The sequence below is a fragment of the Microbacterium sp. FG3 genome (genome assembly GCF_057809335.1).
This window is the reverse complement of record NZ_JBMDJT010000010.1, coordinates 26123-49233: the sequence shown is the minus strand read 5'-3', so window position 1 is coordinate 49233 and position 23111 is coordinate 26123. Positions and strand designations below refer to the sequence as shown.

Here is a 23111-nt window from a genome sequence, read left to right as displayed (position 1 = left end):
GGTCCGGATGCGGCGGCCCCAGGAACGCGGATCGATCACTCACCTCGCGGTGGGAGAATGACGGCATGGCGCAGAACCAGCCCCTCGACCAGGCCGACGCCCCCGAGCGCGCCGGCGACGACTACAGCCTCTGGGCCGTGTGGCGCCGCAACCCGGCGCAGGCGGTGAGCGAGACCGATCCCACCGAGCTCGAGAACATCGTCGGATTCCTCTCCGAGCGCGGCGTCACGGTGCGCGGGTTCTACGACGTCAGCGGGCTGCGGGCCGACGCCGACCTCATGGTGTGGCTGCACGGACCCGTCGCCGAGGATCTGCAGAAGGCCGTGCGCCGCCTGCGCCGCACCGAGCTGCTGCGCCCGCTCCTGCCCACGTGGAACGCGATGGCGGTGCACCGCGACGCGGAGTTCAACAAGCGCCACGTGCCCGGCTACCTCCGCGGCATCGCTCCGAAGGAGTGGCTCACCGTCTACCCGTTCGTGCGCAGCTACGAGTGGTACCTGCTGCCCGACGAGGAGCGCCGCGCGATGCTCGCCGATCACGGCCGCAAGGGCGCCGCGTTCACGGGCGTCACGGCCAACACCATGGCGTCGTTCGCGCTCGGCGACTACGAGTGGATGCTGCCGATGGAGGCCGACGAGCTCACCGACCTCGTCGACATGATGCGCGAGCTGCGCTACACCGAGGCGCGCCGCCACGTGCGCGAGGAGGTGCCCTTCTTCACCGGCCGCCGGATCGCGCTCGACGAGATCCCGGAAGTGCTGCAGTGACGACCCCGGCAGCGGGCGCGCCGATCCGGCTCGGCACGCGCCGCAGCGCGCTGGCCATGGCGCAGTCCGGCATGGTGGCGCGCGACCTCGAGGCGGTCACGGGCCGCCCCGTGGAGCTCGTGCGGATCGTCTCGGAGGGCGACACGACGCGCGCCTCGCTCGCCAGTCTCGGCGGCACGGGCGTCTTCGCCACGCGGCTGCGCGAGGCGCTGCTCGCGGGCGAGTGCGACCTGCTCGTCCACTCCCTCAAGGACCTGCCGACCTCGCCGGCCCCCGGCCTCGTCATCGCCGCGACGCCGCGCCGCGCCGACGCGCGCGACGTCATCATCACGCGCGACGGCACGCGGCTCGAGGACCTGCCGGCCGGATCGCTCGTCGGCACGGGATCGCCGCGACGCATCGCGCAGGTGCGCGCCGCGAACCCGGGCGTCGAGATCCGGGATCTGCGCGGCAACGTCGACTCGCGCATGGCGCGCGTGCGCGACGGCGAGCTCGACGCGATCGTGCTCGCCGCGGCGGGCCTGGCGCGCCTCGGGGCCGAGATCGACCTGCACGTCGAGCCGCGCGACCTCGAGGACTGGCCCACGGCGGCCGGGCAGGGCGTGCTGGCGGTGGAGATGCGCGACGACGCCGACGCCGAGCTGCTCGCCGCGGTCGGCCGCCTCGACGATCCGGCCACCCGCTGCGCGCAGACGGTCGAGCGGACGATCCTCGCGGGCATCGAGGCCGGCTGCCACGCGCCCGTCGGCGTGCACGCGATCGTCGACGGCGAGCGCCTGCGGCTGCGCGCCGAGGTGTATGGCGCCGACCCGTCGCAGACCGTGCGCTGGGCGGAGGATCGGCTGATCGGGCCGATTTCCGCCTCCGGCGACCAGGGGTATAGTCGGGACACAGGCAGCGCCGACGACGACGCTTCCGGCGCGTACCCGCGCGCCGACGACATCGGAAACGAGGTCGCGCGTCGGCTGCTCGAGGCCGGGGCGAGCGACCTCGTATCGGGACCCCCCACTCCATGACTCCAGACACAGAAGCGAAGACCGCCAGGCCCCTCTCGGGCTGGCGCGTGCTCGTCCCCCGCGGCGGACCGTGGGGCGACGGCGTCGCCGCGACACTGCGCTCCAAGGGCGCCGTGCCGGTGATCGCGCCGCTCATCAACTTCGCGCCCACCGACGACGTGGCCACGCTCGAGGCGGCGCTCGCCGATCTGCGCGAGGGCCGGTTCGACTGGCTCACGGTCACGAGTGCCACGACGGTGGACGTGCTCTACGCGTACCAGGCGACGATCCCCGAGACGACGAAGGTCGCCGCCGTGGGCGAGACGACGGCCGCCGCCCTCGCGGCGGTCGGCTACCGCGTCGACCTCGTGCCCGAGATCGAGAACTCCGCCGCCGGGCTCGCGCACCAGATGATCGAGCTCGAGACCGAGCCGCGGCGCGTGCTCGCGCTGCGCAGCGAGATCGCCAAGCCGGTGCTCACGACCGCGCTGCGCAAGGCCGGGCACGACGTGCGCAGCGTCGTGGCGTATCGCACGATCGGCGTGCCGGTCTCGGACCGCGTCGCGCGCGACGTCGAGACGGGCCGGATCAACGCGATCCTCGTCACGAGCGGATCGGTGGCCGAGCAGGTGCGCGAGCAGTTCCCGCAGATCCCGGATCAGACCGTCATCGCCGCGATCGGCCCCCGCACGGCGCGCGACGCCGAGCGCGTGGGCCTGCCGGTGCGGGTCGTCGCGCCGACGCAGACGATCGACTCGCTGATCGACACGCTCGCGGCCATCCCCGTGCCGCCGCCGACCCCGGAGGCGCTCGCGATCGCCGACACGGGCTCGAACGCGGTGGTCGACCGACCCCAGGAGCACAGGTGAGCTTCCCCGAGCACCGGCCGCGCCGCCTGCGGCAGTCCCCCGCCGTCCGCCGCCTCGTGCGCGAGACGCACCTCGTGCCGTCGCAGCTCGTGCTGCCGATGTTCGTGCGCGAGGGGATCGACGAGCCCGTCGCGATCTCGTCCATGCCGGGCGTCGTGCAGCACACGCTCGACACGCTGCGCCGCGCCGCCGCCGAGGCGGCCGAGGCCGGCGTCGGTGGCGTCATGCTCTTCGGCGTGCCGGCCGTGCGCGACGCGACCGGATCGGGCGCCGACGATCCGCGCGGCATCCTCAACGTCGCCACGGAGGCCGTCGTCGCCGAGGTCGGCGACGCGCTCGTCGTGCAGACCGATCTGTGCCTGGACGAGTTCACCGACCACGGTCACTGCGGCGTGCTCGCCGCCGACGGATCGGTGGACAACGACGCCACGCTCGAGCGCTACGCCGCCATGGGCGTCGCGCAGGCACGCGCGGGATCGGCGCTGCTGGGCCTGAGCGGCATGATGGACGGCCAGGTCGCAGCCGTGCGCGAGGCGCTCGACGCCGCGGGCTTCGCCGACACGCTCATCATGGCGTACTCGGCCAAGTACGCCGGCGCGTTCTACGGCCCCTTCCGCGAGGCCGTGGACTCGCAGCTGAGGGGCGACCGCCGCACGTACCAGCTCGATCCGGCCAACGCCCGCGAGGGCGTGAAGGAGGCGGCGATCGACGCCGAGGAGGGCGCCGACATCGTCATGGTGAAGCCCGCGCAGCCGTACCTCGACGTGCTCGCCGACGTGCGGGCGGCCGTCGACATCCCCGTGTGGGCCTACCAGGTCTCGGGCGAGTACGCGATGATCGAGGCCGCCGCCGCGAACGGCTGGATCGATCGCCGCGCGGCCATCCAGGACTCCCTCCTCGGCATTCGCCGGGCGGGCGCCGACGCGATCCTCACCTACTGGGCGGCCGAGGCCGCCACCTGGCTCCGCGCCGAGCTCTGACCTCTCCGCGCTCCGGCCGCACCGGGCGCGCCCAGGCGGGGCGCGGGAGAATGGGAGCATGGCCGATCGCAACGACGAACTGTTCGCCCACGCCCGCGATGTCATCCCCGGTGGGGTGAATTCGCCGGTGCGGGCGTACGGATCGGTCGGGGGCACGCCGCGGTTCCTCGCCTCCGCGCGGGGCGCGTACGTCACCGACGCCGCGGGTCGCGAGTACGTCGACCTCGTCGCCTCGTGGGGCCCGGCGTTGCTGGGCCACGCGCATCCCGAGGTCGTCGCGGCGGTGCAGGAGGCGGCCGCGCGCGGGCTGTCGTTCGGCGCGCCCACCGAGGGCGAGGTGCGGCTGTCCGAGCTCGTGACGCAGCGCGTGCGCGCCGGAGGCCTGGCCCCGGTTGAGGAGGTGCGCCTCGTCTCCACCGGCACCGAGGCGACGATGACGGCGATCCGCCTCGCGCGCGGCGTGACGGGCCGCGACCTGCTCGTGAAGTTCGACGGCAACTACCACGGCCACTCCGACGGGCTGCTCGCCGCCGCCGGATCGGGCGTGGCGACGCTCGCGCTGCCCGGCACCGCCGGCGTGCCCGCGGGGGTCGCGGCCGAGACGCTCGTGCTGCCCTACGGCGACCTCGACGCGGTGCGCACGGCGTTCGAGACCCACGGCGACCGCATCGCGGCGGTGATCGTCGAGGCCGCGCCCGCCAACATGGGCGTCGTCGTGCCGCCGGCGGGCTTCAACAGCGGACTCGCCGACGTCGCCCACCGCCACGGTGCGCTGCTCATCCTCGACGAGGTGCTCACGGGCTTCCGCGTGCACGCCGCGGGCATGTGGGGGCTGCAGGTGGAGTCCGGCGAGGCCTACGAGCCCGACATCGTCACGTTCGGCAAGGTGATCGGCGGCGGCATGCCCCTCGCCGCCCTCGGCGGCAAGCGCACCGTGATGGAGCACCTCGCGCCGTCCGGACCCGTCTACCAGGCGGGCACGCTGTCGGGGAACCCGCTGTCGGTGGCCGCCGGCATCCGCACGCTCGAGCTGGCGACCCCCGAGGTGTACGTCGCGGTCGACGCCGCGGCCTCCGTCGTCATCGACGCGCTCTCGGCCGCGCTCGCCGCGGAGGGCGTCGCGCACGCCGTCCCGCGCGTCGGCACCCTGTTCGGGCTCGCGTTCCTCGACGAGGCGCCCGTGACGTATGAGCGGGCCAAGACGCAGGACGCCTTCCGCTACACCCCGTTCTTCCACGCCATGCTCGACGCCGGCGTGCACCTGCCGCCGAGCGTCTTCGAGGCCTGGTTCCTCACGGCCGCACACGACGCCGCCGCGCTCGAGCGGATCACCGCGGCGCTGCCCGCCGCCGCGCGCGCCGCGGCCGCCGCGTAGATCCCCGCGAGCGGCGGCGCGCCGCTATGCTCGATCCGCCGGTCAGGGGGATCGGCGTATGGGGGGGATCATGGCCGAGAACACCACCGAGAAGGCGGCCGCGGCCGACTGGAAGCCGACCGAGGCGGGCAAGAAGCAGGCGACGACGCTGCGGATCGTCTCGTGGGTGCTGTGGATCGTCGCGATCGCGCTCGAGCTCGTCGCCATCTTCTGGCTGCTGCGCCAGCGCGTGCCGGTGGGCGAGGAGGGGATCGTCCGCGACGACGAGACCGGCCTGCTCGAGGCGCACGAGGTCGGCTACGAGTTCCCGCAGTGGGCGTTCATCTCGCTCATCGTGGCCTTCGTCGTGATCGGCGCGCTGTCGATCACCGGCTCGATGCTGTGGAAGCGCGCCAACCGAATCGACCCCGCCAGGCGCTCGGACACCGTGCGGTTCTTCGTGCAGAACCAGCTCGGGGCCATCGTCGCGGTCGTCGCGTTCGTGCCCCTCATCATCCTCGTCCTCATGAACAAGGACATGTCGAAGTCGCAGAAGGGCATCGCGGGAGCGATCGGCGGCGTCATCGCGGTCGTCGCGATCGCGCTCGGCATCGATGTCGACCCGCCGTCGGTCGAGCAGTACACGGCGGATCGGTCCACCGTGATCCAGATCCTCGGCGAGGACGAGGTCGTGTGGGTCGAGGGCGGGGGCGTCTACCACGTGTGCGCCGAGGTGCCCGATGTCGAGAACGCGAGCACGCCGCAGGCCACCGGGACGACGGCCGACGCGGTAGCGGCGGGCAAGACGCGCCTGACGCTGGAGTTCGCCTCCGAGCTGGCGGCATGCGGCCTGCCCGTGCCGGAGAACTCGGCCGAGATCGCGGACGCGATCCGGGCGATCCGCGACGGGGCGACCGACACGGTGCTGCCCGCACCCGTCTACGCCGACGGGGTCACGCCGCCCTTCACGCCCGCGTCGTAGGGCGGGCGGCTCGGGTTACCTGCGCCCGCCGAAGAAGCCGCCCAGCACGTCGCCGATCGCGCCGAGGTCGATCCCGCCGCCGGTCGATCCGCCCGAGGATCCGCCGCCGACGAGTCCGCCGATCAGGCCGCCCAGGTCGAAGCCCCCGTCCTGCTCGGCCTGCTTCTCGCTCTTCCGGTTCGCCACGACGTTCATGACGATCGGCGCGAGCAGCGGCAGGAGCTTGGCGAAGTCGATCCCGCCGGTGGTCTTCTCGGAGGCCGTCAGCTTCTGGGCGACCTGGTCCTGCTGCCCGCCGAAGATGTGCCCGAGGATGCCCTTGCCGTCCTCCTCGTCGATGTCGTCCGCCGACGCGACGCGCTTCTCGCCGGCGTGCTTCGCGAGTGCGCTCTCGAGCGCGGCGGCGCCCTCCTGCGTCTGCGTCTCCTTCTGCAGGCCGCCGAGGATCGTCTGGCTCCCCTCGCGCGCGGCCGAGAGCGCGGTGCCCTCGTCCACGCCGAGCTTGGCGGCGATGTCGCCGATCGGCAGGTTCTTCAGGATGTCGTCGAGGCCGGCCATGTGCCCTCCCGGGTGTGGGCGGCGCGGCCCGATCGGCCGCCGTCCCGCTGCGCTCACCGTATTGCCGCCGCCGACCGCGCGCCAGACCCTGGAGCGGCGGTGGGTTGCACCCATCGGCTGCGGAACTCCAGCGGCGGAGTCGCGGAGATGAAGCGACCACCGCAGCCGGCGTGGAGTTGCTGTGGTCGCTTCATCTTCGTTCGCTGGCGCTCACTTCGTTCCGCAACCGAGGGGTGGCACTGATCGGCTGCGGAACACCGCGGCGCCGCGTCAGGGGAGCAGGGCCGCCGTGCGGGGGCCCAGGCCGAGGGCGCGGGCCTCATCCAGCTGGGCGGCCGTGTCGACGTCGTGCCGCAGCGTGCTCGTCTCGGCGATGTCGAGGCGGGCGGCGCCGGCGGCGAGGTGCCGCGCGAACGAGTCCGCACCGAAGCGCAGGATCGCCGGCTCGGCGTGCGCGAGCAGCGTCGTCCCCGTGCCCTCGGCATCCGGCACCGCGGCCGGTCCCTCCCCGGCGGCGGCCAGCGCCGCGTCGAGATCGTCCGGACGCAGCGCCGGCAGGTCGCCGAGCAGCGCCGCCTTCGCGCCCCCGGCGGCCGCCGCCAGGCCCGCCGCGATCGCCGCGTTCAGCCCGCCGCCCGGGTCCGCGACGGCGCGCGGCCTGCACAACGAAGGAGATCCCTCCGCCGCACCCCCGGATCGGGCCGGATCCGCCCGATCCCCGCCCCGTTCTCCTTCGTTGTGCAGGGCGGCGAGGGCCGTGCGCACGCCGTGGTCGTCCGTCACCACGACCACCTCGGCCACGCTCCCCGCGCGGGCGACGGCCGCGACGGTGTCGAGCGCGATGGCGCGGGCCAGCGCGGCGCGGTCGACGCCGGGCACCTCCAGCCGCGACTTGCCGATCGCCGCGGGCTTGACGGGGACGACGACGCTCCAGCCGCGGGCGCCGCTCACGAGCGGTGCCGCTCGCGCAGGCGCGGCAGCACCTCCTCGCCGTAGAGGCGCAGGAAGGCCTCCTGGTCGTGACCCGGGTCGTGGAACACGAGGTGGCGGAAGCCGAGGTCGAGATAGCGCTCGATCGCGGCGATGTGCTCCTCGACGTCGTCGCTCACGATGAAGCGGCTCGCGGCGCGCTCGATCGGCAGCTCCTGCGCCAGGCGCTGCATCTCCATCGGATCGTGCACGCCCGTCTTCTCCTCGGGCTTCAGCGCCAGCGGCGCCCAGAAGCGCGTGTTCTCGAGCGCCTTCGCCTTGTCGGGGCGGAACGAGACCTTGACCTCGATCATCGTGTCGACGTCGTCGCGGCGGCGCCCGCCCTTCTCGAGCCCCTCCTCGAAGGCCGGGATGAGCTTGTCGGTGTAGAGCTCGTCGCCCTTGCCGCTCGTCGTGATCCAGCCGTCCGCCATCCGCCCCGCCAGGCGCGTCGCCGCGGGCCCCGAGGCGCCGATGTACACCGGCACGGGCTGCTCGGGTCGGTCGTAGATCGTCGCGTTGCTCACGGAGTAGTAGGTGCCCTCGAAGGTGACCCGCTCGCCCTCCCAGAGCCGGCGGATGAGGGTGATCGCCTCCTTCATGCGCTGGAACCGCTCGGGCGGCTCCGGCCACTCGAGGCCGAGGGTCACCTCGTTGAGCGCCTCACCCGTGCCCACGCCCAGGATCATGCGGCCCGGGTACATCGCCCCGAGCGTGCCGAACGCCTGCGCGACGACGCCGGGGTGGTAGCGGAAGGTCGGCGTGAGCACCGAGGTGCCCAGCAGCACGCGCGAGGTGCGCTCGCCGACGGATCCGAGCCACGGCAGCGCGGCGGGGGCGTGGCCGCCCTCGTGCATCCACGGCTGCAGGTGGTCGCTGAGGAAGACGGAGTCGAAGCCGACCTCCTCGGCCAGCACGGCGTAGTCGAGCAGCTCGCGCGGGCCGAACTGCTCGGAGGAGGCCTTGTAGCCGAATCGGATGGGAACGGTCATGGTGCTCCTACGGTCGTGGCGGATGGGATGGTGCGGATCACACGGTCGCGCACGCGGTCGAGGCGCGCGCGGAACGCGTCGACGGTGCCCGGCCACAGCAGGGTGAGCCGGCCGCTGCGCTCGTCGACGTACCAGCTGCGGCAGCCCCCGGTGAGCCAGGGGGTGCCGGCGGCGAGGGCGTCGATCTCGCTCGAGGCCTCGGCTTCTTCCTCGGCCGTGACCCGCACGGGGGCGCCGACGGCGACGAGCTCCGCGGCGAACGCGGCCTGCGCCTCGAGCACGAGCACGGCCGAGTTGTGCCCGAGCGCGGCGTTGGGCCCGCCGAGCACGAAGAGGTTCGGGAAGCCGTGCACGAGCGTCGAGCCGACGGCGGTGTATCCGCCCGACCAGTGCTCGTCGAGCGTGCGGCCGTGCGCGCCGGTCACGAGGTGCGCGTACGGCTGGCGCGCGGCCTGGAAGCCGGTGGCGAGGACGAGCGCGTCGGCCTCGTGCCGGGTGCCGTCGGCGGCGATGAGCGCGGATCCGTCGGCGGCGGCCAGCGCGCTCGGCACGAGGGTGACGGCGCCCGAGGCGATCGCGGGGTAGAAGTCGTCGCTGAGCAGCACGCGCCGGCACCCGAACGCGTACTCGGGCGTGAGGGCGCGGCGCAGGGCCGGATCGGGCACCTGCGCCTCGAGATGCGCGAGCGCGATCGCCCGCGCCTCCGGCGCTGCGCGCGGATCCCCCGAGCGCGACGCGAAGCGCGCCTCGCCCTCCGCGTAGAGGCGCTCGCGGACCTCCCGCAGCGCCGCGGGATCCTCGCGCCACGCGCGCCGCTCGTCCGGCGAGACGGCCCGGTCGCCGCGCGGCACGATCCACGCCGGCGTGCGCTGCATGAGCGTGACCCGCGCGCCGCGGCGCACGAGCTCCGGCACGAGCTGCACGGCGCTGGCCCCGGTGCCGGCCACCGCGATGCGCGCGCCGTGCAGCGGCACGTCGTCGCGCCAGCGCGCGGAGTGCACCACAGGGCCGGGGAACGTCTCCAGCCCGGCGATATGCGGGATGCGCGGCTCGGTGAGCCGCCCGCACGCGAGGATCAGGTGATCGGCGGTGAACTCGTCGCTGCACAACGAAGGAAGATCGTGCGGATCGGACGCCGCGGAGGCCCTTCCGGTGGGGGATGCGGCCGCATCTCCTTCGTTGTGCATCCGCGCGCCGCCCGCGGTGCGGACGATCCACCGCGCGCCGTCCCAACGGGCGCCGGCGAGCGCGGTGCCCAGGCGCAGGTGACGCTCGAGGCCCTCGGCGCGCACGACGTGCTCGAGGTAGGCGCGGATCTCGTGGCCCGGCGCAAAGGTGCGCGACCACTCCGGCCACGGGTGTGACGCGAGGCCGTACAGGTGCGAGGGCACGTCGCACGCGACGCCCGGGTACGTGTTGTCGCGCCACGTGCCCCCGACGGCGTCGGCGCGCTCGAGCAGCACGAAGTCGTCGATCCCCTGCCGCCGCAGCGCGATCGCCGCGGCGATCCCGGCGAAGCCGGCGCCGACGATGACGGTCGTCATCCGGCCGTCTCCGGGGCGGCGGGCGTGCCGGCGGCGCCGGCCTCGGCCGCCGCCTTGCGCTCGGCCGTCGGCTCGGCATACGTCGTCGTGCGCAGCCGGAAGGGGCGGAACAGGCGCTGCGCGATGCGGCGCGCCTCGGCCAGCGGCAGCTCCTGCCCGGCCTCGATGCCCGCCCGCGGCAGCACGCGCCCGTCGAGCAGCGTGCCGCCCAGGTCGTCGGCGCCGCTGCGCAGCAGCTCGGCCGTGGCGGCGCGGTCGTGGCGCGTCCACGGCACCTGCAGGTGCCGGATCGACTCCCCGAGCATGAGGCGCGAGACGGCCATCATCGCCCGGTGCTCGTCGAGCGCCGCGCGTCCCGGGACGAGCGGCACGCCGCCGGCCGGGCCGGGTAGGGGGATCGGCACGAACTCCGTGAAGCCGCCCGTGCGGGCCTGGATCGCCAGCAGGGTGCGCAGGTGCGCGATCCGCTCGGCGGCGGTCTCGACGTGGCCGTAGAACATCACGGACGTCGATGAGAACCCGGCCTCGTGCGCGGCCGTGATGGTCTCGATCCAGCGATCGATCTCCAGGTCGCCCGGCGCGACGAGGGCGCGCACACGCTCGCTGGCGAGCTTGATGCCGGTCCCGGGCACGGAGTCGACCCCCGCCTCGCGCAGGGCGCGGAGCGCGCCCTCGACGTCCTGGCCGGATCGCGCGGCGAGGTCGACGACGTCCTGCGGGCGGTACGCGTGAAGGTGCATGCCGGGTGCGGCATGCTTCACGGTGCGCGCGATCGCGAGGTAGCTCTCGGCCGGCTCGGCGGGGTCGATCAGACCCTGGACGCACACCTCGCCGAGCCCGAGATCCCACGCGTCCCGCGTGGCCTCCGCGAGCGTGTCGAGGTCGAAGGCCTCGCCCTCCTGCTGCACGCCGGCCGCGCGGACGGTCGCCGGGCCGCGTCCCGTCGACCGATACCCGGACGAGGCGATGTTGCGGTTCGCGACGATGCTCACCGCCTCGCCCACCGTGTAGCGCCGCACGTCGTCGGCCGTGCGCACGAGGGCCTCGAGGTCGTCGCCCGTGGCGAGCAGCAGGCGCTCCCACTCGTCGTCCTCGAGCGAGGCGGGGTCCTGCCCCGCCCGGTCGATGACGGCGGCGATGAGGCCGGTGGAGCCGGACGAGATGACCCTGCCGGGTTGCCGTGCGGCTGCGCCGTTCCGTTCGGTTACCGGGGAGGGGGAACCCATCGGTTGCTGAACGGAGGCGCGCAGCGCCGGAGATAAAGCGACCACAGAAAGCGCCCCGGTCGGCCGCAGCCCCTCGACCGCCAGCCCGGCCTCGTCGGCCAGCGCGAGCACGGCCGGACGCAGGGCGGGATCGATCCATTCCGCGTCGCGCACGTACCGCGGGTGCGCGGTCAGCCGCTCGCGCAGCGTGAAGCCCAGCTCCGCGGTCGCCGCCGCGAGGTCGTCGAGGTGCGGCCACGGGCGCTCGGGGTTCACGTGGTCGGCGGTGAGCGGCGAGACGCCGCCCCAGTCGTCGATGCCGGCGCGCACGAGCAGGCCGAACTCCGCAGGGTCCGAGAGGTTCGGCGGCACCTGCACCCGCATGCCGGGCCCCATGACGATCCGCGTCACCGCCACGGCCGCGGCGTACTCGAGCAGCGACGCGTCCGGCGCCCCGGCGGCGGCCGTGCGCGGCTTGGCCCGGAAGTTCTGGACGATGACCTCCTGGATGTGCCCGTGGCGGTCGTGCGCGTCGCGCAGCGCCACGATCGACTCGGCGCGGTCGCGCAGCTCCTCGCCGATGCTCACGAGGATGCCCGTCGTGAACGGGATCCGCGCGCGGCCGGCGTCGTCGATGAGCTTCAGGCGCACGGCCGGATCCTTGTCGGGCGAGCCGTAGTGCACCTGACCCGGCTCCTCGAACACGCGGCGCGACGTGGTCTCGAGCATCACGCCCATCGACGGGGCGGTCGGCCGCAGCATCTCGAGCTCGTCGGGGCGCATGACGCCCGGGTTCAGGTGGGCGAGCATGCCCGTCTCGGCCGTGATGAGGCGCGCCATCGCGCCGACGTACTCGAGGGTGGACGCGTAGCCGTGCTCGTCGAGCCAGGCGCGCGCCTCGGGCCAGCGATCCTCGGGCCGGTCGCCGAGGGTGAGCAGCGCCTCCTTGCAGCCCATGGCGGCGCCGCGGCGGGCGACGGCGAGCACCTGCTCCTCGGACATGTACGCGGGCTTGTGCTTCTTGAGCAGCTGGCCGGGGGTGTCGACGAAGACGCAGTAGTGGCAGCGGTCGCGGCAGAGGGTGGTGAGCGGGATGAACACCTTGCGCGAGTACGTGATGATGCCGGGGCGTCCGGCGGCCTCGAGGCCCTCGTCGCGCATCCGGGCGGCGAGCCCGAGCACCTGCTCGAACTCGCCGCCCTCGGCGCGCAGCAGCGCAAGGGCGTCATCGGCGCCCAGCCGGGCCCCGCGCGCCGCGCGGGCGAGCGCGTCGGCCGTGGTGGGGGCCGGGTCGATCAGCGTCACCGCTTCAGTCTCTCACCGCGGGAGCCGGGTGGCTCGACGGTGCGGAACGCCGTCGCCGCGCCGGATCGCCGAGTGTGGGAAGCGGCCAAGGGGTGCGGTGCGCGTTCGTCGCGGACCGACGGCTCGGCGCGGGCCGCCGCATGCCAGGATGGGTCCATGGTGACGCTGCTCCTCGATCAGACGCGGCTCGAGATCGTGCTGTCGCCGGCCGAGCGCGCTCTCGCCTTCCGGAGGGAATCCCTCAAGATCGAGCGCCAGGCGATCCGCCGCGTGCAGCTCACGGACGAGCCCTGGACGTGGCTGCGCGGGATCCGCGCGGCCGGCACGCACCTGCCCGGCACGCTGGCCATGGGAACCTGGCGCGCATCGAAGGGCACGGACTTCGTGCTGCTCAACGGCCGCAAGCGTCACGGCGTGGTCATCGAGCTGCACGGTACCGAGCTGCACGGCACCGAGCCGAACGGTGGCGAGGCGTTCTCGCGCGTCATCCTCTCGACGCGGCACGGCGTGGCGCTCGTGCAGGCGCTGCGGCTCGACGAGGTTCCCGAGGCGGCCGACGTCGCGCAGCTGGCCGGCACGGCGGCCCCGAGGAAGCTGGCGACCAAGAAGGAACCGAACGGCGAGCCCGCCCCCGCGAAGAAGCCCGCGCCCAAGCGCGCACCCGCCGCACGGCCCGCCCCCGCGAGCTGAGCCCGCCGGGGCGTCGACGCGAGCGGTGCGCTCAGTCGCGCCGCTCGGTGTCCTCGCCGTGCGGCGCGTCGCCGTCCGCCTCGCCCTGCTCGTGACCCCGATCCGCGTCGCGCTGCTCCTCAGCGCCGCGCGGGTCGTCGATCAGCTCCGCCTCGACGACCTCCGCGACCGCCTCCGGATCGCCATCCGGGACCACGTCCATCGCCTGCGTCTCGAGCAGGTGGCTCGGGAGGAACTCCGCATCGAAGGGCGCATCGCCCGCCGGCGCGTCCGCCGCGCCGCCGAGGCGATCGGCGAAGCTCGGGCCCACGGCCCAGGGGCTGTCGGCGGCATCCTCGGATCCCGCCTCGGCGGGGGCCTCCGCAGGCGTCCCCTCCGCGCCCTCGGTCGTCTCCTCCCGCGGGCCGTCGAACTCGGCCGACTCCCGCTCCACGGCGGCCAGCACGTCGGCGAAGCTCGGCGCGGCGTCCGCCGGGGTCGCGGGCGCCGCATCCTCCGTACCGGGTTCGGCCGACGCCTCCGCGTCGTCCGTGTGCGCGTCGGCGGGTTCCGCGAACGTCGACGCGGCCTCCACCGCCGGCTCCGCACTGCCGTGGTCCGCGTCGCCGGCGGACTCGCCGTCCTGTTCCGCGTCGCCGGCGGCCTCGTCCGGGCGCCCCTCGTCCGTCTGCGCCTCGTCCGTCTCGTCCGCGTCAGCGCCCGCGTCGTCCAGCTCGGCGGCGGTGCGCGCGCCCGGCAGCGGCTCGGGGTCGCTCGTGGCATCCGCGGCGAACGCCGTGGCCGCCGCGCCCGCGAGGCCCGTGACGCCCGCCGCGCCACCCAGCCCGGCGATCGCGGCGAGGTCGACCTCGGCGTCCGGGTCGCCCGCGGGCTCCGCGGTCCCGGCCGCGTCGCGCGCCGGCACATCGGCGACCGCGGGCCCCTCGTCCGCCGCCGGCGCGATGATCCGCTCCTCGACCGCCGGCACCGCGGCGGGCGTCGCGGGCGAGGCCGTCGGCGCACCCAGCGCGGCGGTCTGCTGCGAGCGGCGGCCGCTCACGAGGTCGAGGAACACGTCCTCGAGGCTCGGCGTGCGCTGGTGCAGCGTCGACAGGGGGATGCCGGCCGAGGCGGCGAGCATGCCGATCTCCTCGGCGGTCGCGCCGCGCACGTTCACGCCCGAGCGCAGCACCTCGCAGTCGAAGCCGCGCTCGCGCAGCAGCGCCGAGAGCGCGGCGCGGTCGGGCGAGTCCACCGCGACGACGGGCGCCTCCACCTCGGCGAGCTGCTCGATGCCGCCGTTGAACACGAGGTTGCCGTTCGACATGATCAGGATGCGATCGGCGATCTGCTGCACCTCGCTGAGCAGGTGCGACGACATCAGCACCGTGCGGCCCTCGTCGGCCAGGCTGCGCATGAGCAGGCGCATCCAGCGGATGCCCTCGGGGTCGAGACCGTTCGCGGGCTCGTCGAACACGAGCACTCCGGGATCGCCGAGCAGGGCCTGCGCCACGCTGAGCCGCTGGCGCATGCCGAGCGAGTAGCCGCCGATCCGCATCTCGGCCACGTCGGCGAGGCCGACGAGGTCGAGCACCTCGCGCACGCGATCCGTGGGGATGCCGGCGGACTTCGCGATCGACGTGAGGTGGCGCACGGCGGTGCGGCGGGGGCGGAAGCCCATCTCGGACTCGCCCACCCAGCCGACCGTGCGGGCCGGAGCGGAGATGCGCGCGTAGGGCGTGCCACCGATGGTGGCCTGCCCGCTCGTGGGCTTGAGCTGCCCCAGCAGGATGCGCAGGGTGGTCGTCTTGCCGGCGCCGTTCGGCCCCAGGAAGGCGGTAACGGAACCGGGCTCGATCCGTGCGGTGAGGTCGGAGACGGCGGCGACGTCGCCGAAGACCTTCGTCACCCCGGTGAACTCGAGCACTTTCCCGTCGGCCATGCGGCCCCTCTCGTCATGAAGCGTTCACCTCTATCTTGGCGGATGGACCGGGGGAATACCGGATCGACGGGCCCGCGGCCCGTGCGCGGCGCCCCGACCATCAGCGGCGCCGGCTCGCCGTCGCCCCGGTAACGTGGCCGACGTGAGCGCCACCGACAGCCCCGACCGCGTCCTGGTCCGCACCGCAGGCGGCGTCGGCCGCCTCACGCTGAACCGCCCCGAGGCGATCAACGCCGTCGATGTCGGCATGGTGGAGACGATCCTCGCGACGCTGCGCGCCTGGCGCGACGAACCGGACGTCCAGATCGTCCTCATCGATGGCGCGGGCGAGCGGGGCCTGTGCTCCGGCGGCGACGTGCGCGCGCTGCGCGAGGGCATCGCCTCCGGCGACCTCGCGTCCGTCGACGCCTTCTTCCTCGCCGAGTACCGGGCCAACGCGCTCATCGGCGCGTACCCGAAGCCGGTGGTCGCGCTCATGGACGGCGTCACGATGGGCGGCGGCATCGGGCTCTCGGCCCACGCGTCGGTGCGGGTCGTGACCGAGCGCTCGCGGCTGGCCATGCCCGAGACGCGGCTCGGCTTCACGCCGGACGTGGGCGGATCGTGGCTGCTGTCGCACGCGCCGGGGCGTCTCGGCGAGTTCCTCGCGCTCACGAGCTGGACGATGGGGCCGGGCGACGCGATCCACTGCGGCTTCGCCGACCACCTCGTGCCCTCCGCGCACCTGGGCGACCTGCGCCACGCGCTCGAGACGCGCGCCGATCCCGGCACGCCGAACGAGCTCGTGCTGCTCTTCGACGAATCGCCCGAGGCGGGCCCCGTCGAGCGCGCGCGGCCGTGGATCGACGAGGCGTTCTCGGCCGGCTCGGTGACGGAGATCATGGACCGCCTGCGCGACATGGGCGAGGCCGAGGGCGAGATCACGCCCGCCGCGGCCCTCGCGGAGCTGGAGCGCCGCGCGCCGCTCGCGCTCGAGGTCACCCTGCGCGCCGTGCGCCGCGCGCGCGAGCTGCCGGGGCTGAACGCCTCGATCGAGCAGGAGTACCACCTCGTGTCGTACTTCGTGCGCGGGCAGCCCGACATGCCCGAGGGCATCAGGGCGCAGGTGGTGGACAAGGACCGCGACCCGCGCTGGAACCCGGCCACGCTGGCCGAGGTGACGCGGCGGCACGTGGACGAGGCGTTCGCGCATCGCGCGCCGCAGCCACTGTGGGATCGCGTGCCCGGCGAGTAGGAGACCGCACGTCAGGACAGACCGCAAGCCAGGAGGACGAGCATGACGAGCAAGCAGGACCTCGGGACCTACGGCGTGTGGCGGTGGGAGTCGGGCGTCGACGCCGACTTCGCCGCGGGCGTGGAGCGGCTCGGCTACGGCACGCTCTGGATCGGCGGCAGCCCCACGGGCGATCTGGAGGTCGTGGAGCGCGCGCTCGACGCGACCGAGCGGATCGTCGTCGCGACGGGCATCGTCAACATCTGGAAGGACGAGGCGCGGCCGGTCGCGGCGTCCTTCCGCCGCATCGAGGAGCGCCACCCCGGCCGCTTCGTGCTGGGCATCGGATCGGGCCACCGCGAGGTGACGCCGGAGCGCGTGCGCCCGCTGACCGCGCTGCGGGAGTACCTCGACGTGCTCGAGGGCGAGGGCGTGCCGCGCGACCAGCTCCTGCTCGCCGCGCTGGGCGATCGCACCCTCGCGCTCGCCGGCGAGCGCACGCTCGGCGCGCACCCGTACCTCACCGTCCCCGCCCACACGGCGCACGCGCGCGAGGTGCTGGGCGCGGAGCCGCTGCTCGCGCCCGAGCTGAAGGCCGTCGTCGGCGTCGACCAGGAGCGGGGCCGGTACATCGCCCGTCGCTACCTGCGCCGCTACTTCGGGCTCGAGAACTACGTCAACGCGCTCATCCGCTTCGGGGTGGATCCGGCGGACTTCGCGGATCTCGGCACCGACCGGCTCATCGACCTCGTCGCGCCCACGACGGCCGACGCGGTGGTCGCGGGCCTGCGCGCCCACCTCGACGCGGGCGCCGCCCACGTGAGCGTGCAGATGCTCGGCGACGAGCCGCTCGCGGGCCTCGAGACGGTGGCGCGCGAGCTCGGCCTCGTCTGAGGGGTTCCGCCTCGAGCGGACGCGGGGGTTCCCCGGGTACCGGATGTCGGTGGTCCGTGGCACGATCGGACGGTGCTCCGTTCGGGCACGCCTCCCTCGCCTGATCCGGAGAACCCGTGCTCGGAAAGCTCCTCGTCCGCTACCTGAGGCGATACCGCCTCATGCTCGTCGGCGTGCTCGTGTTCCAGCTCGCCTCGGCGCTCGCCGCCCTGTACCTGCCCACCCTGAACGCCGCGATCATCGATCAGGGCGTCGCCCAGGGCGACGTCGGCTACATCGTCCGCACGGGCCTGCTCATGCTGCTCGTCGCGCTGGGCCAGATCGTCGCGGGCATCATCGCGACGTTCTGCGCCGCGCGCGCCGCGATGGGCGTGGGCCGCGACGTGCGTCGCGACGTGTTCGAGCGCGTCAGCGCGTTCAGCGAGCGCGAGGTGTCGCACTTCGGCGCCGGATCGCTCATCACCCGCAACACGAACGACGTGCAGCAGGTGCAGATGCTGGCCATGATGGGCGCCACGATGCTCGTGATGGCGCCCATGATGGCGATCGGCGGCATCATCATGGCGCTGCGCCAGGACGTGGGGCTCAGCTGGATCCTCGGGGTGTCGATCCCCGTGCTGCTGATCCTCGCCGGGCTCATCATCGGGCGGATGGTGCCGCTGTTCCGCAGCTACCAGGGCCGTCTCGACGCCGTGAACCGCGTGATGCGCGAGCAGCTCACGGGCGTGCGCGTCGTGCGGGCGTTCGTGCGCGAGGCGATCGAGGAGGAGCGCTTCCGGCTCGCGAACGTCGACATCATGGTCGTCGGGCGCAAGGTCGGCTCGCTGTTCGTGCTCATGTTCCCGCTCGTCATGCTCGTGCTGAACGTCACGGTCGTGGCCGTCGTGTGGTTCGGCGCGTTCGAGGTGAACACGGGTGACACGCAGATCGGCACGATCTTCGCCTTCATGCAGTACGTCGGCCAGATCCTCGGCGGCGTCATGATGGCGAGCTTCATGGCGATCATGATCCCGCGCGCGTCCGTCTCGGCCGACCGCATCGGCGAGGTGCTCGACAGCGAGAGCACCCTCGTGCGGCCCGCCGACCCGGTGCGCGAGATGCCCCGCCCCGGCACGGTCGAGTTCGACGACGTCGCGTTCACGTACCCGGGCGCCGATCAGCCGGTGCTGCAGGGCATCTCGTTCTCGGCGGCGCCGGGCGAGACGGTGGCGATCATCGGATCGACCGGCGCGGGCAAGACCACCCTCGTGTCGCTCATCCCGCGCCTGTTCGACGCGACGGCCGGCACGGTGCGCGTGCAGGGCGTGGACGTGCGCGAGGCCGACCTCGACGCGCTGTGGCAGGGCATCGGCCTCGTGCCGCAGCGCCCGTTCCTGTTCAGCGGCACGATCGCCTCGAACCTGCGGTTCGGGCGCGAGGACGCCACCGACGAGGAGCTGTGGCACGCGCTCGAGATCGCCCAGGCGGCGGACTTCGTGCGCGAGAAGCCCGAGCAACTCGACAGCCCGATCTCGCAGGGCGGCACGAACGTCTCGGGCGGCCAGCGCCAGCGCCTCGCGATCGCCAGGGCCATCGTGCACCAGCCCGACATCCTCGTCTTCGACGACTCGTTCTCGGCCCTCGACCTCACGACCGACGCCCGGCTGCGGCAGGCGCTGTGGCGCGAGCTGCCGCGGGTGACGAAGATCGTGGTCGCGCAGCGCGTGTCGACGATCACGGACGCCGACCGGATCGTCGTGCTGGAGGACGGCCGCATGGTGGGGGTCGGCACCCACGAGGAGCTGCTCGAGGCGAGCCAGACCTACCGAGAGATCGTCGAGTCGCAGATGGGGGTGGCCTCGTGAGCACGACCGACGAGCGGACCGAGGAGCTCGAGGCGCAGGAGGCCATGATCGCCTCCGGCGGGTTCGAGCCCGGCGCGCTGGGCGGCAAGCCCCAGAACTTCTGGCCGAGCTTCCTGCGGTTCATCGGGCTGCTGAAGCCGTACGCGTGGGTGTTCGCCCTCGCGACCCTGCTCGGGGCCGTCGGCGTGGTGCTCGCCGTCGCCGGACCGAAGATCCTCGGCGAGGCCACCAACGTCGTGTTCGAGGGTGCCGTGGGCCTGCTCATCGGCGACCAGTTCGCCGGCATGACGCAGGAGCAGGTCGTGCAGGCGCTCGAGGCCGCCGGCCAGCAGGACTTCGCCAACATGGTCGCCGCCATGCAGAGCTTCAACCCGGGCAGCGGCATCGACTTCGAGGCGCTGCGCGCCGTGGTCATGTGGGCGATCGCGGTGTACGTCGTGAGCGCGCTGCTGCAGTGGGTCCAGGGCTACATCATCAACGTCGTGATGGTGCGCACCATGTTCCGCGTGCGCGAGCGCATCGAGGCCAAGATCCACCGGCTGCCGCTGCGCTACTTCGACCGCGTGCAGCGCGGCGAGCTGATCAGCCGCGTCACGAACGACGTCGACAACATGACGCAGACGCTGCAGCAGTCGCTGTCGGGTGCCATCACGTCGCTGCTGATGGTGATCGGCGTCGTCGGCATGATGTTCTCGATCTCGTGGCAGCTGGCGCTCGTGGCGCTCGTCTCGCTCCCGCTCATCGGCGTGATCATGGGCGTCATCGGGCCGAAGTCGCAGAAGGCCTTCCAGACGCAGTGGAAGAAGGTCGGCCGGCTCAACTCGCGCGTGGAGGAGTCGTTCTCGGGCCACGCGCTCGTGAAGGTCTTCGGCCGCGAGAAGGCGGTGTCCGAGGCGTTCCAGGCCGAGAACGAGGAGCTGTACGGCGCCTCGTTCAAGGCGCAGTTCCTCTCCGGCATCATGATGCCGTCGATGCAGTTCGTCGGCTACCTCACGTACGCGGGCATCGCGGTGCTCGGCGGGATCATGGTGGCCAGCGGGCAGATCCGGATCGGCGACGTGCAGGCGTTCGTGCAGTACTCCCAGCAGTTCACGCAGCCCCTCACGGAGCTGGGCGGCATGCTGCCCGTCGTGCAGTCGGGCACGGCCTCGGCCGAGCGGGTGTTCGCCCTGCTCGACGAGGACGAGGAGGAGCCCGACGCCGAGAACGCGCCGACGGCCCCGGCCGACGGCCGCGGCGTCATCGAGTTCCGCGATGTGACGTTCTCGTACTCGTCGGACCAGCCGCTCATCCGCGACCTGTCGTTCCGGGTGGAGCCGGGGCACACCGTCGCGATCGTCGGCCCCACGGGCGCGGGCAAGACGACGCTCGTGAACCTGCTCATGCGCTTCTACGAGCTCGACGGCGGCGCGATCCTGCTCGACGGGCAGGACACGGGCGAGATGACGCGGGCCGATCTGCGCTCGCGCACGGGCATGGTGCTGCAGGACCCGTGGCTGTTCGCCGGCACGATTCGCGACAACATCCGCTACGGGAACGAGGCGGCGTCGGACGACGAGATCCAGCAGGCCGCCGAGGCGACCTACGTCGACCGGTTCGTGCACTCGCTTCCGGATGGCTACGACACGGTCCTCGAGGAGGACGCGGCGAACGTGTCGGCGGGCGAGCGTCAGCTCGTCACGATCGCGCGCGCGTTCGTGCGCCGCCCGCAGGTGCTGATCCTCGACGAGGCGACGAGCTCCGTCGACACCCGCACCGAGCTGCTGCTGCAGAAGGCCATGGCGGCGCTGCGGCAGGGGCGCACGTCGTTCGTCATCGCGCACCGCCTCTCGACCATCCGCGACGCCGATCTCATCCTCGTGATGGAGCACGGCGCGATCGTGGAGCAGGGCACCCACGACGAGCTGATCGCCCGGGAGGGCGCGTACTGGCGCCTGTACCAGAGCCAGTTCGAGCACGCCGCCGTCGACGTCGGGGAGGCGCCGGCCGCCGAGGCGTGATCGGGCGGGGCCGGCGCCGCGGCGTCGGTCTCGCCGCTCAGCGCAGGCCGCCGCTCAGCGCAGGCCGAGCAGGTCGAGCGGATGGGTCAGGCGCCAGCCTAGGCTCGGCACGCCGATGTCGTCCGACAGCTCGAGCGCGATGGTCTCGGTCGCGAACGATCCGGTCGCCGTCAGCTCCCCCACGGCGTCGCCGCTCAGCTCGCCCAGCACGTCGCCGATGGCGTGCTCGACGGGTGCGACGGCGCCGTTCCACAGCACGAGCGAGGCATCCTCGGCCGCGACGACGTCGGCCGCGGCGCCCCACTCTGTCCGCACCGAGGCGACGACGGTGCCGGCGGGCACCACGGTGGTCGGCTGCAACGAGGCGACGGCCGCGTCGAGCAGCTGGCGGCTCGCGTTCGTGCGGGCCTCGGCGTCGGGCTGGCCGAGCACCGCGGCGAGCAGCGTCACGCTCTCGCCGTCGACGTCCACGCGCTTCGCGGAGACAAGGTTCCACTCGTCGAGGGTGCCGGTCTTGATGCCGACGATGCCCTCCTCGCCGAGCAGCGGATTCGAGTTCCTCACCGGCTCCGCGTTGCCGGGCAGGGTCGTCTCCTGCTTGGCGACGATCTCGGCGACGACGGGGTTCTCCAGCGCGAGCTGGCCGAGCAGCAGCACGTCGGAGGCCGTGGCGGTGTTCGTGGGATCCATGCCGCTCGGCTCGACGATCGTCGTGTGCGCGAGCCCGTGTGCCGCGAGCCACTCGGCGGCCTCGGCGGCGAAGGCCTCGTTCGATCCCCAGATCTCCGCGACGAGGCGATTGACGTAGTTGTTCGCGGAGCCCATCAGGATGCCCTCGAGCATCTGGTACTGCGTCAGCGAGCCGTCGACGGGCACGTCCAGCGAGGACTGGCCCGCCCACAGGTAGTTGTCGAGGTAGTCGCGGTAGTCGCTCCACGTGAAGCCGTAGGAAGGGCCGTCCTCACCGGGGGCGAGCGGCTGCTTCTCGAGGATCATGAGCACCGACACGAGCTTGGTGATGCTCGCGATCGGAAGCGAGGCGCTCGAGTCGGCGGCGGCACGGTCGAGCAGGCCCACCGGCGCGACGGCCGCGGAGCCCGCGGCGGGCCAGTCCACCGTGAGCGGTGCGGCGGGCGCGACGGCGACCTGCTGGGCCGTCACCGTCGGGGCCACGGCATCGAGGGGCCAGAGCACGCACGTGGCGACGTACCCGGCCGCGAGCACGCCGGCCGTCGCGACGGGCGCGAGCGCCGAGAGCGTGCGGCTCCGGCGCGGCGGCAGCAGGTCGGGTCCGGTCACGGCCCGGTGCGGCGCGGTCGAGAACGCCGCGGTCGACGACCGCACGGCCACGGCCTCGGGGTCGACCCACGCGAGGGCGCGGGGGGCGTGAGCGGGTGCGGGCCCATCGCCCGGCACGGGCAGGGGCTCGCCCTCGGCGGCGTACCGCAGCGGCGGCACGTCCGGACCCGTCGGCGCGGGGACCAGCGCGGTGAGGTCATCGGCGCGCGGCGCGGCCATGGGCTCGGGGACGGACGGCGACTCGGGGGAGGATGCCGGCTCGGGAGCGTCCGACGGATCCAGAACCGCGGTCCGCGGCTGCCCCGCCGGTGACGCGGGTTCGGCCGGGCCAGGTGCCACGCCGCCAGCCGTCGCGGGCGCGGCGAACGCCGCCTCGCGGAGCGGGGCGGGGGCGGGGGTGGCGGGCGGCGCGGCGGCGGCGCGCTTGCCGAACAGACCCCGCCTCGCGCCGGGAGCGGGCTCCTCGGCGGGCGGCGCGAGCACCGGCGGTGCGGCGACGGGCGGCGCGCTCTCGCGCGCGCGAAGCTCGCGCTGGCGCGCTTCGCGCATCGCCCGCCGGGACAGGTGCGACGGCCGCGAATCGAGGGGACCGGGCTCGGGGGAGAGCTCCGCGGCCGACGTCGCCCGGGGCAGATCGTCGGGGGTCACGGTCCTACGGTACCGCGGCTGCGGCGCGTCCCCTGCAACGGCGCTGAGGGTGCCGGCTGCGCCCGGGCACCCGGTCGGTCGA

The 23111-nt window shown here is 73.8% G+C and carries 18 protein-coding genes; 11 read left to right on the top strand and 7 right to left on the bottom strand.

Annotation, left to right across the window (positions count from 1 at the left end; all coding sequences use genetic code 11):
- The first annotated feature begins 65 nt into the window (after positions 1-65).
- The 6 genes from hemQ to ACODR5_RS05355 all read left to right on the top strand — a co-directional run bounded on the left by hemQ (position 66) and on the right by ACODR5_RS05355 (position 5947).
- Positions 66-767, top strand: a complete 702-nt coding sequence (gene hemQ / locus ACODR5_RS05380) for a hydrogen peroxide-dependent heme synthase (protein ID WP_449854410.1) — start codon at positions 66-68, stop codon at positions 765-767.
- Positions 764-1783: a hydroxymethylbilane synthase gene (gene hemC, locus ACODR5_RS05375; protein WP_449854409.1), complete on the top strand. Its 1020-nt coding sequence runs from the start codon at positions 764-766 to the stop codon at positions 1781-1783. Before hemQ ends, hemC begins: the two co-directional genes overlap by 4 nt.
- Positions 1780-2631, top strand: a complete 852-nt coding sequence (locus ACODR5_RS05370; protein ID WP_449854408.1) for a uroporphyrinogen-III synthase — start codon at positions 1780-1782, stop codon at positions 2629-2631. Before hemC ends, ACODR5_RS05370 begins: the two co-directional genes overlap by 4 nt.
- Positions 2628-3611 carry a porphobilinogen synthase gene (gene hemB / locus ACODR5_RS05365; protein ID WP_488982961.1) on the top strand — a complete coding sequence of 328 codons (984 nt, stop codon included), beginning with the start codon at positions 2628-2630 and terminating at the stop codon, positions 3609-3611. The genes ACODR5_RS05370 and hemB overlap by 4 nt, the downstream gene beginning before the upstream one ends.
- 58 nt (positions 3612-3669) lie before the next feature.
- The gene (gene hemL / locus ACODR5_RS05360; RefSeq protein WP_488982960.1) at positions 3670-4986 is read left to right on the top strand and encodes a glutamate-1-semialdehyde 2,1-aminomutase; all 1317 of its coding nucleotides are present in this window, start codon (positions 3670-3672) and stop codon (positions 4984-4986) included.
- A 70-nt stretch (positions 4987-5056) separates the two neighbouring features.
- Complete coding sequence (locus ACODR5_RS05355; RefSeq protein ID WP_488982959.1) at positions 5057-5947, top strand: hypothetical protein; 891 nt, start codon at positions 5057-5059, stop codon at positions 5945-5947.
- 15 nt (positions 5948-5962) lie between these two features.
- On the opposite strand, the gene ACODR5_RS05350 is transcribed toward ACODR5_RS05355, so the two are convergent.
- From ACODR5_RS05350 to cofG, 5 genes are all read right to left on the bottom strand, one after another.
- Positions 5963-6505, bottom strand: coding sequence for a DUF937 domain-containing protein (locus ACODR5_RS05350; protein ID WP_460816167.1), 543 nt, complete (start codon positions 6503-6505; stop codon positions 5963-5965).
- A 270-nt stretch (positions 6506-6775) separates the two neighbouring features.
- Entirely contained in the window at positions 6776-7456 is a 681-nt protein-coding gene (gene cofC / locus ACODR5_RS05345) for a 2-phospho-L-lactate guanylyltransferase (RefSeq protein ID WP_488982958.1), read from the bottom strand.
- Positions 7453-8466, bottom strand: coding sequence for a glucose-6-phosphate dehydrogenase (coenzyme-F420) (gene fgd / locus ACODR5_RS05340; RefSeq protein WP_449854402.1), 1014 nt, complete (start codon positions 8464-8466; stop codon positions 7453-7455). The genes cofC and fgd overlap by 4 nt, the downstream gene beginning before the upstream one ends.
- Positions 8463-10010 carry a flavin-containing monooxygenase gene (locus ACODR5_RS05335; protein WP_488982957.1) on the bottom strand — a complete coding sequence of 516 codons (1548 nt, stop codon included), beginning with the start codon at positions 10008-10010 and terminating at the stop codon, positions 8463-8465. Before ACODR5_RS05335 ends, fgd begins: the two co-directional genes overlap by 4 nt.
- Positions 10007-12520: a 7,8-didemethyl-8-hydroxy-5-deazariboflavin synthase CofG gene (gene cofG / locus ACODR5_RS05330; RefSeq protein ID WP_488982956.1), complete on the bottom strand. Its 2514-nt coding sequence runs from the start codon at positions 12518-12520 to the stop codon at positions 10007-10009. Before cofG ends, ACODR5_RS05335 begins: the two co-directional genes overlap by 4 nt.
- A gap of 156 nt (positions 12521-12676) precedes the next feature.
- Here cofG and ACODR5_RS05325 point away from each other — a divergent pair, with 156 nt between their 5' ends.
- Positions 12677-13210 carry a hypothetical protein gene (locus ACODR5_RS05325; RefSeq protein ID WP_488982955.1) on the top strand — a complete coding sequence of 178 codons (534 nt, stop codon included), beginning with the start codon at positions 12677-12679 and terminating at the stop codon, positions 13208-13210.
- 31 nt (positions 13211-13241) lie between these two features.
- On the opposite strand, the gene ACODR5_RS05320 is transcribed toward ACODR5_RS05325, so the two are convergent.
- Positions 13242-15131: an ABC transporter ATP-binding protein gene (locus tag ACODR5_RS05320; protein ID WP_488982954.1), complete on the bottom strand. Its 1890-nt coding sequence runs from the start codon at positions 15129-15131 to the stop codon at positions 13242-13244.
- Positions 15132-15273: 142 nt separating this feature from the next.
- Between ACODR5_RS05320 and ACODR5_RS05315 the strand changes: the two genes are divergently transcribed.
- The 4 genes from ACODR5_RS05315 (at position 15274) to ACODR5_RS05300 (ending at position 21082) form a co-directional block, all read left to right on the top strand.
- Positions 15274-16365 (top strand): enoyl-CoA hydratase/isomerase family protein, encoded by a 1092-nt coding sequence (locus tag ACODR5_RS05315; protein WP_488982953.1) that lies wholly within the window; start codon positions 15274-15276, stop codon positions 16363-16365.
- A gap of 42 nt (positions 16366-16407) precedes the next feature.
- Positions 16408-17238 carry a TIGR03620 family F420-dependent LLM class oxidoreductase gene (locus tag ACODR5_RS05310; RefSeq protein ID WP_488982952.1) on the top strand — a complete coding sequence of 277 codons (831 nt, stop codon included), beginning with the start codon at positions 16408-16410 and terminating at the stop codon, positions 17236-17238.
- 116 nt (positions 17239-17354) lie between these two features.
- Positions 17355-19082: an ABC transporter ATP-binding protein gene (locus ACODR5_RS05305; RefSeq protein WP_488982951.1), complete on the top strand. Its 1728-nt coding sequence runs from the start codon at positions 17355-17357 to the stop codon at positions 19080-19082.
- A gap of 44 nt (positions 19083-19126) precedes the next feature.
- On the top strand, positions 19127-21082 hold the full coding sequence (locus ACODR5_RS05300; protein ID WP_488982971.1) for an ABC transporter ATP-binding protein: 1956 nt from the start codon (positions 19127-19129) through the stop codon (positions 21080-21082).
- A 54-nt stretch (positions 21083-21136) separates the two neighbouring features.
- Here ACODR5_RS05300 and ACODR5_RS05295 read toward each other — a convergent pair whose 3' ends face one another.
- Positions 21137-23029, bottom strand: a complete 1893-nt coding sequence (locus tag ACODR5_RS05295; protein ID WP_488982950.1) for a D-alanyl-D-alanine carboxypeptidase family protein — start codon at positions 23027-23029, stop codon at positions 21137-21139.
- Between the last annotated feature and the right edge of the window lie 82 nt (positions 23030-23111).

What these genes read in the sequence shown, in the direction of transcription:
- hemQ (WP_449854410.1), top strand. Translation starts at nt 66, where the DNA reads ATGGCGCAGAACCAGCCCCTCGACCAGGCCGACGCCCCCGAGCGCGCC.
- ACODR5_RS05370 (WP_449854408.1), top strand. Translation starts at nt 1,780, where the DNA reads ATGACTCCAGACACAGAAGCGAAGACCGCCAGGCCCCTCTCGGGCTGG.
- hemL (WP_488982960.1), top strand. Translation starts at nt 3,670, where the DNA reads ATGGCCGATCGCAACGACGAACTGTTCGCCCACGCCCGCGATGTCATC.
- ACODR5_RS05355 (WP_488982959.1), top strand. Translation starts at nt 5,057, where the DNA reads ATGGCCGAGAACACCACCGAGAAGGCGGCCGCGGCCGACTGGAAGCCG.
- ACODR5_RS05350 (WP_460816167.1), bottom strand. Translation starts at nt 6,505, where the DNA reads ATGGCCGGCCTCGACGACATCCTGAAGAACCTGCCGATCGGCGACATC.
- fgd (WP_449854402.1), bottom strand. Translation starts at nt 8,466, where the DNA reads ATGACCGTTCCCATCCGATTCGGCTACAAGGCCTCCTCCGAGCAGTTC.
- ACODR5_RS05335 (WP_488982957.1), bottom strand. Translation starts at nt 10,010, where the DNA reads ATGACGACCGTCATCGTCGGCGCCGGCTTCGCCGGGATCGCCGCGGCG.
- ACODR5_RS05325 (WP_488982955.1), top strand. Translation starts at nt 12,677, where the DNA reads ATGGTGACGCTGCTCCTCGATCAGACGCGGCTCGAGATCGTGCTGTCG.
- ACODR5_RS05320 (WP_488982954.1), bottom strand. Translation starts at nt 15,131, where the DNA reads ATGGCCGACGGGAAAGTGCTCGAGTTCACCGGGGTGACGAAGGTCTTC.
- ACODR5_RS05310 (WP_488982952.1), top strand. Translation starts at nt 16,408, where the DNA reads ATGACGAGCAAGCAGGACCTCGGGACCTACGGCGTGTGGCGGTGGGAG.
- ACODR5_RS05300 (WP_488982971.1), top strand. Translation starts at nt 19,127, where the DNA reads ATGATCGCCTCCGGCGGGTTCGAGCCCGGCGCGCTGGGCGGCAAGCCC.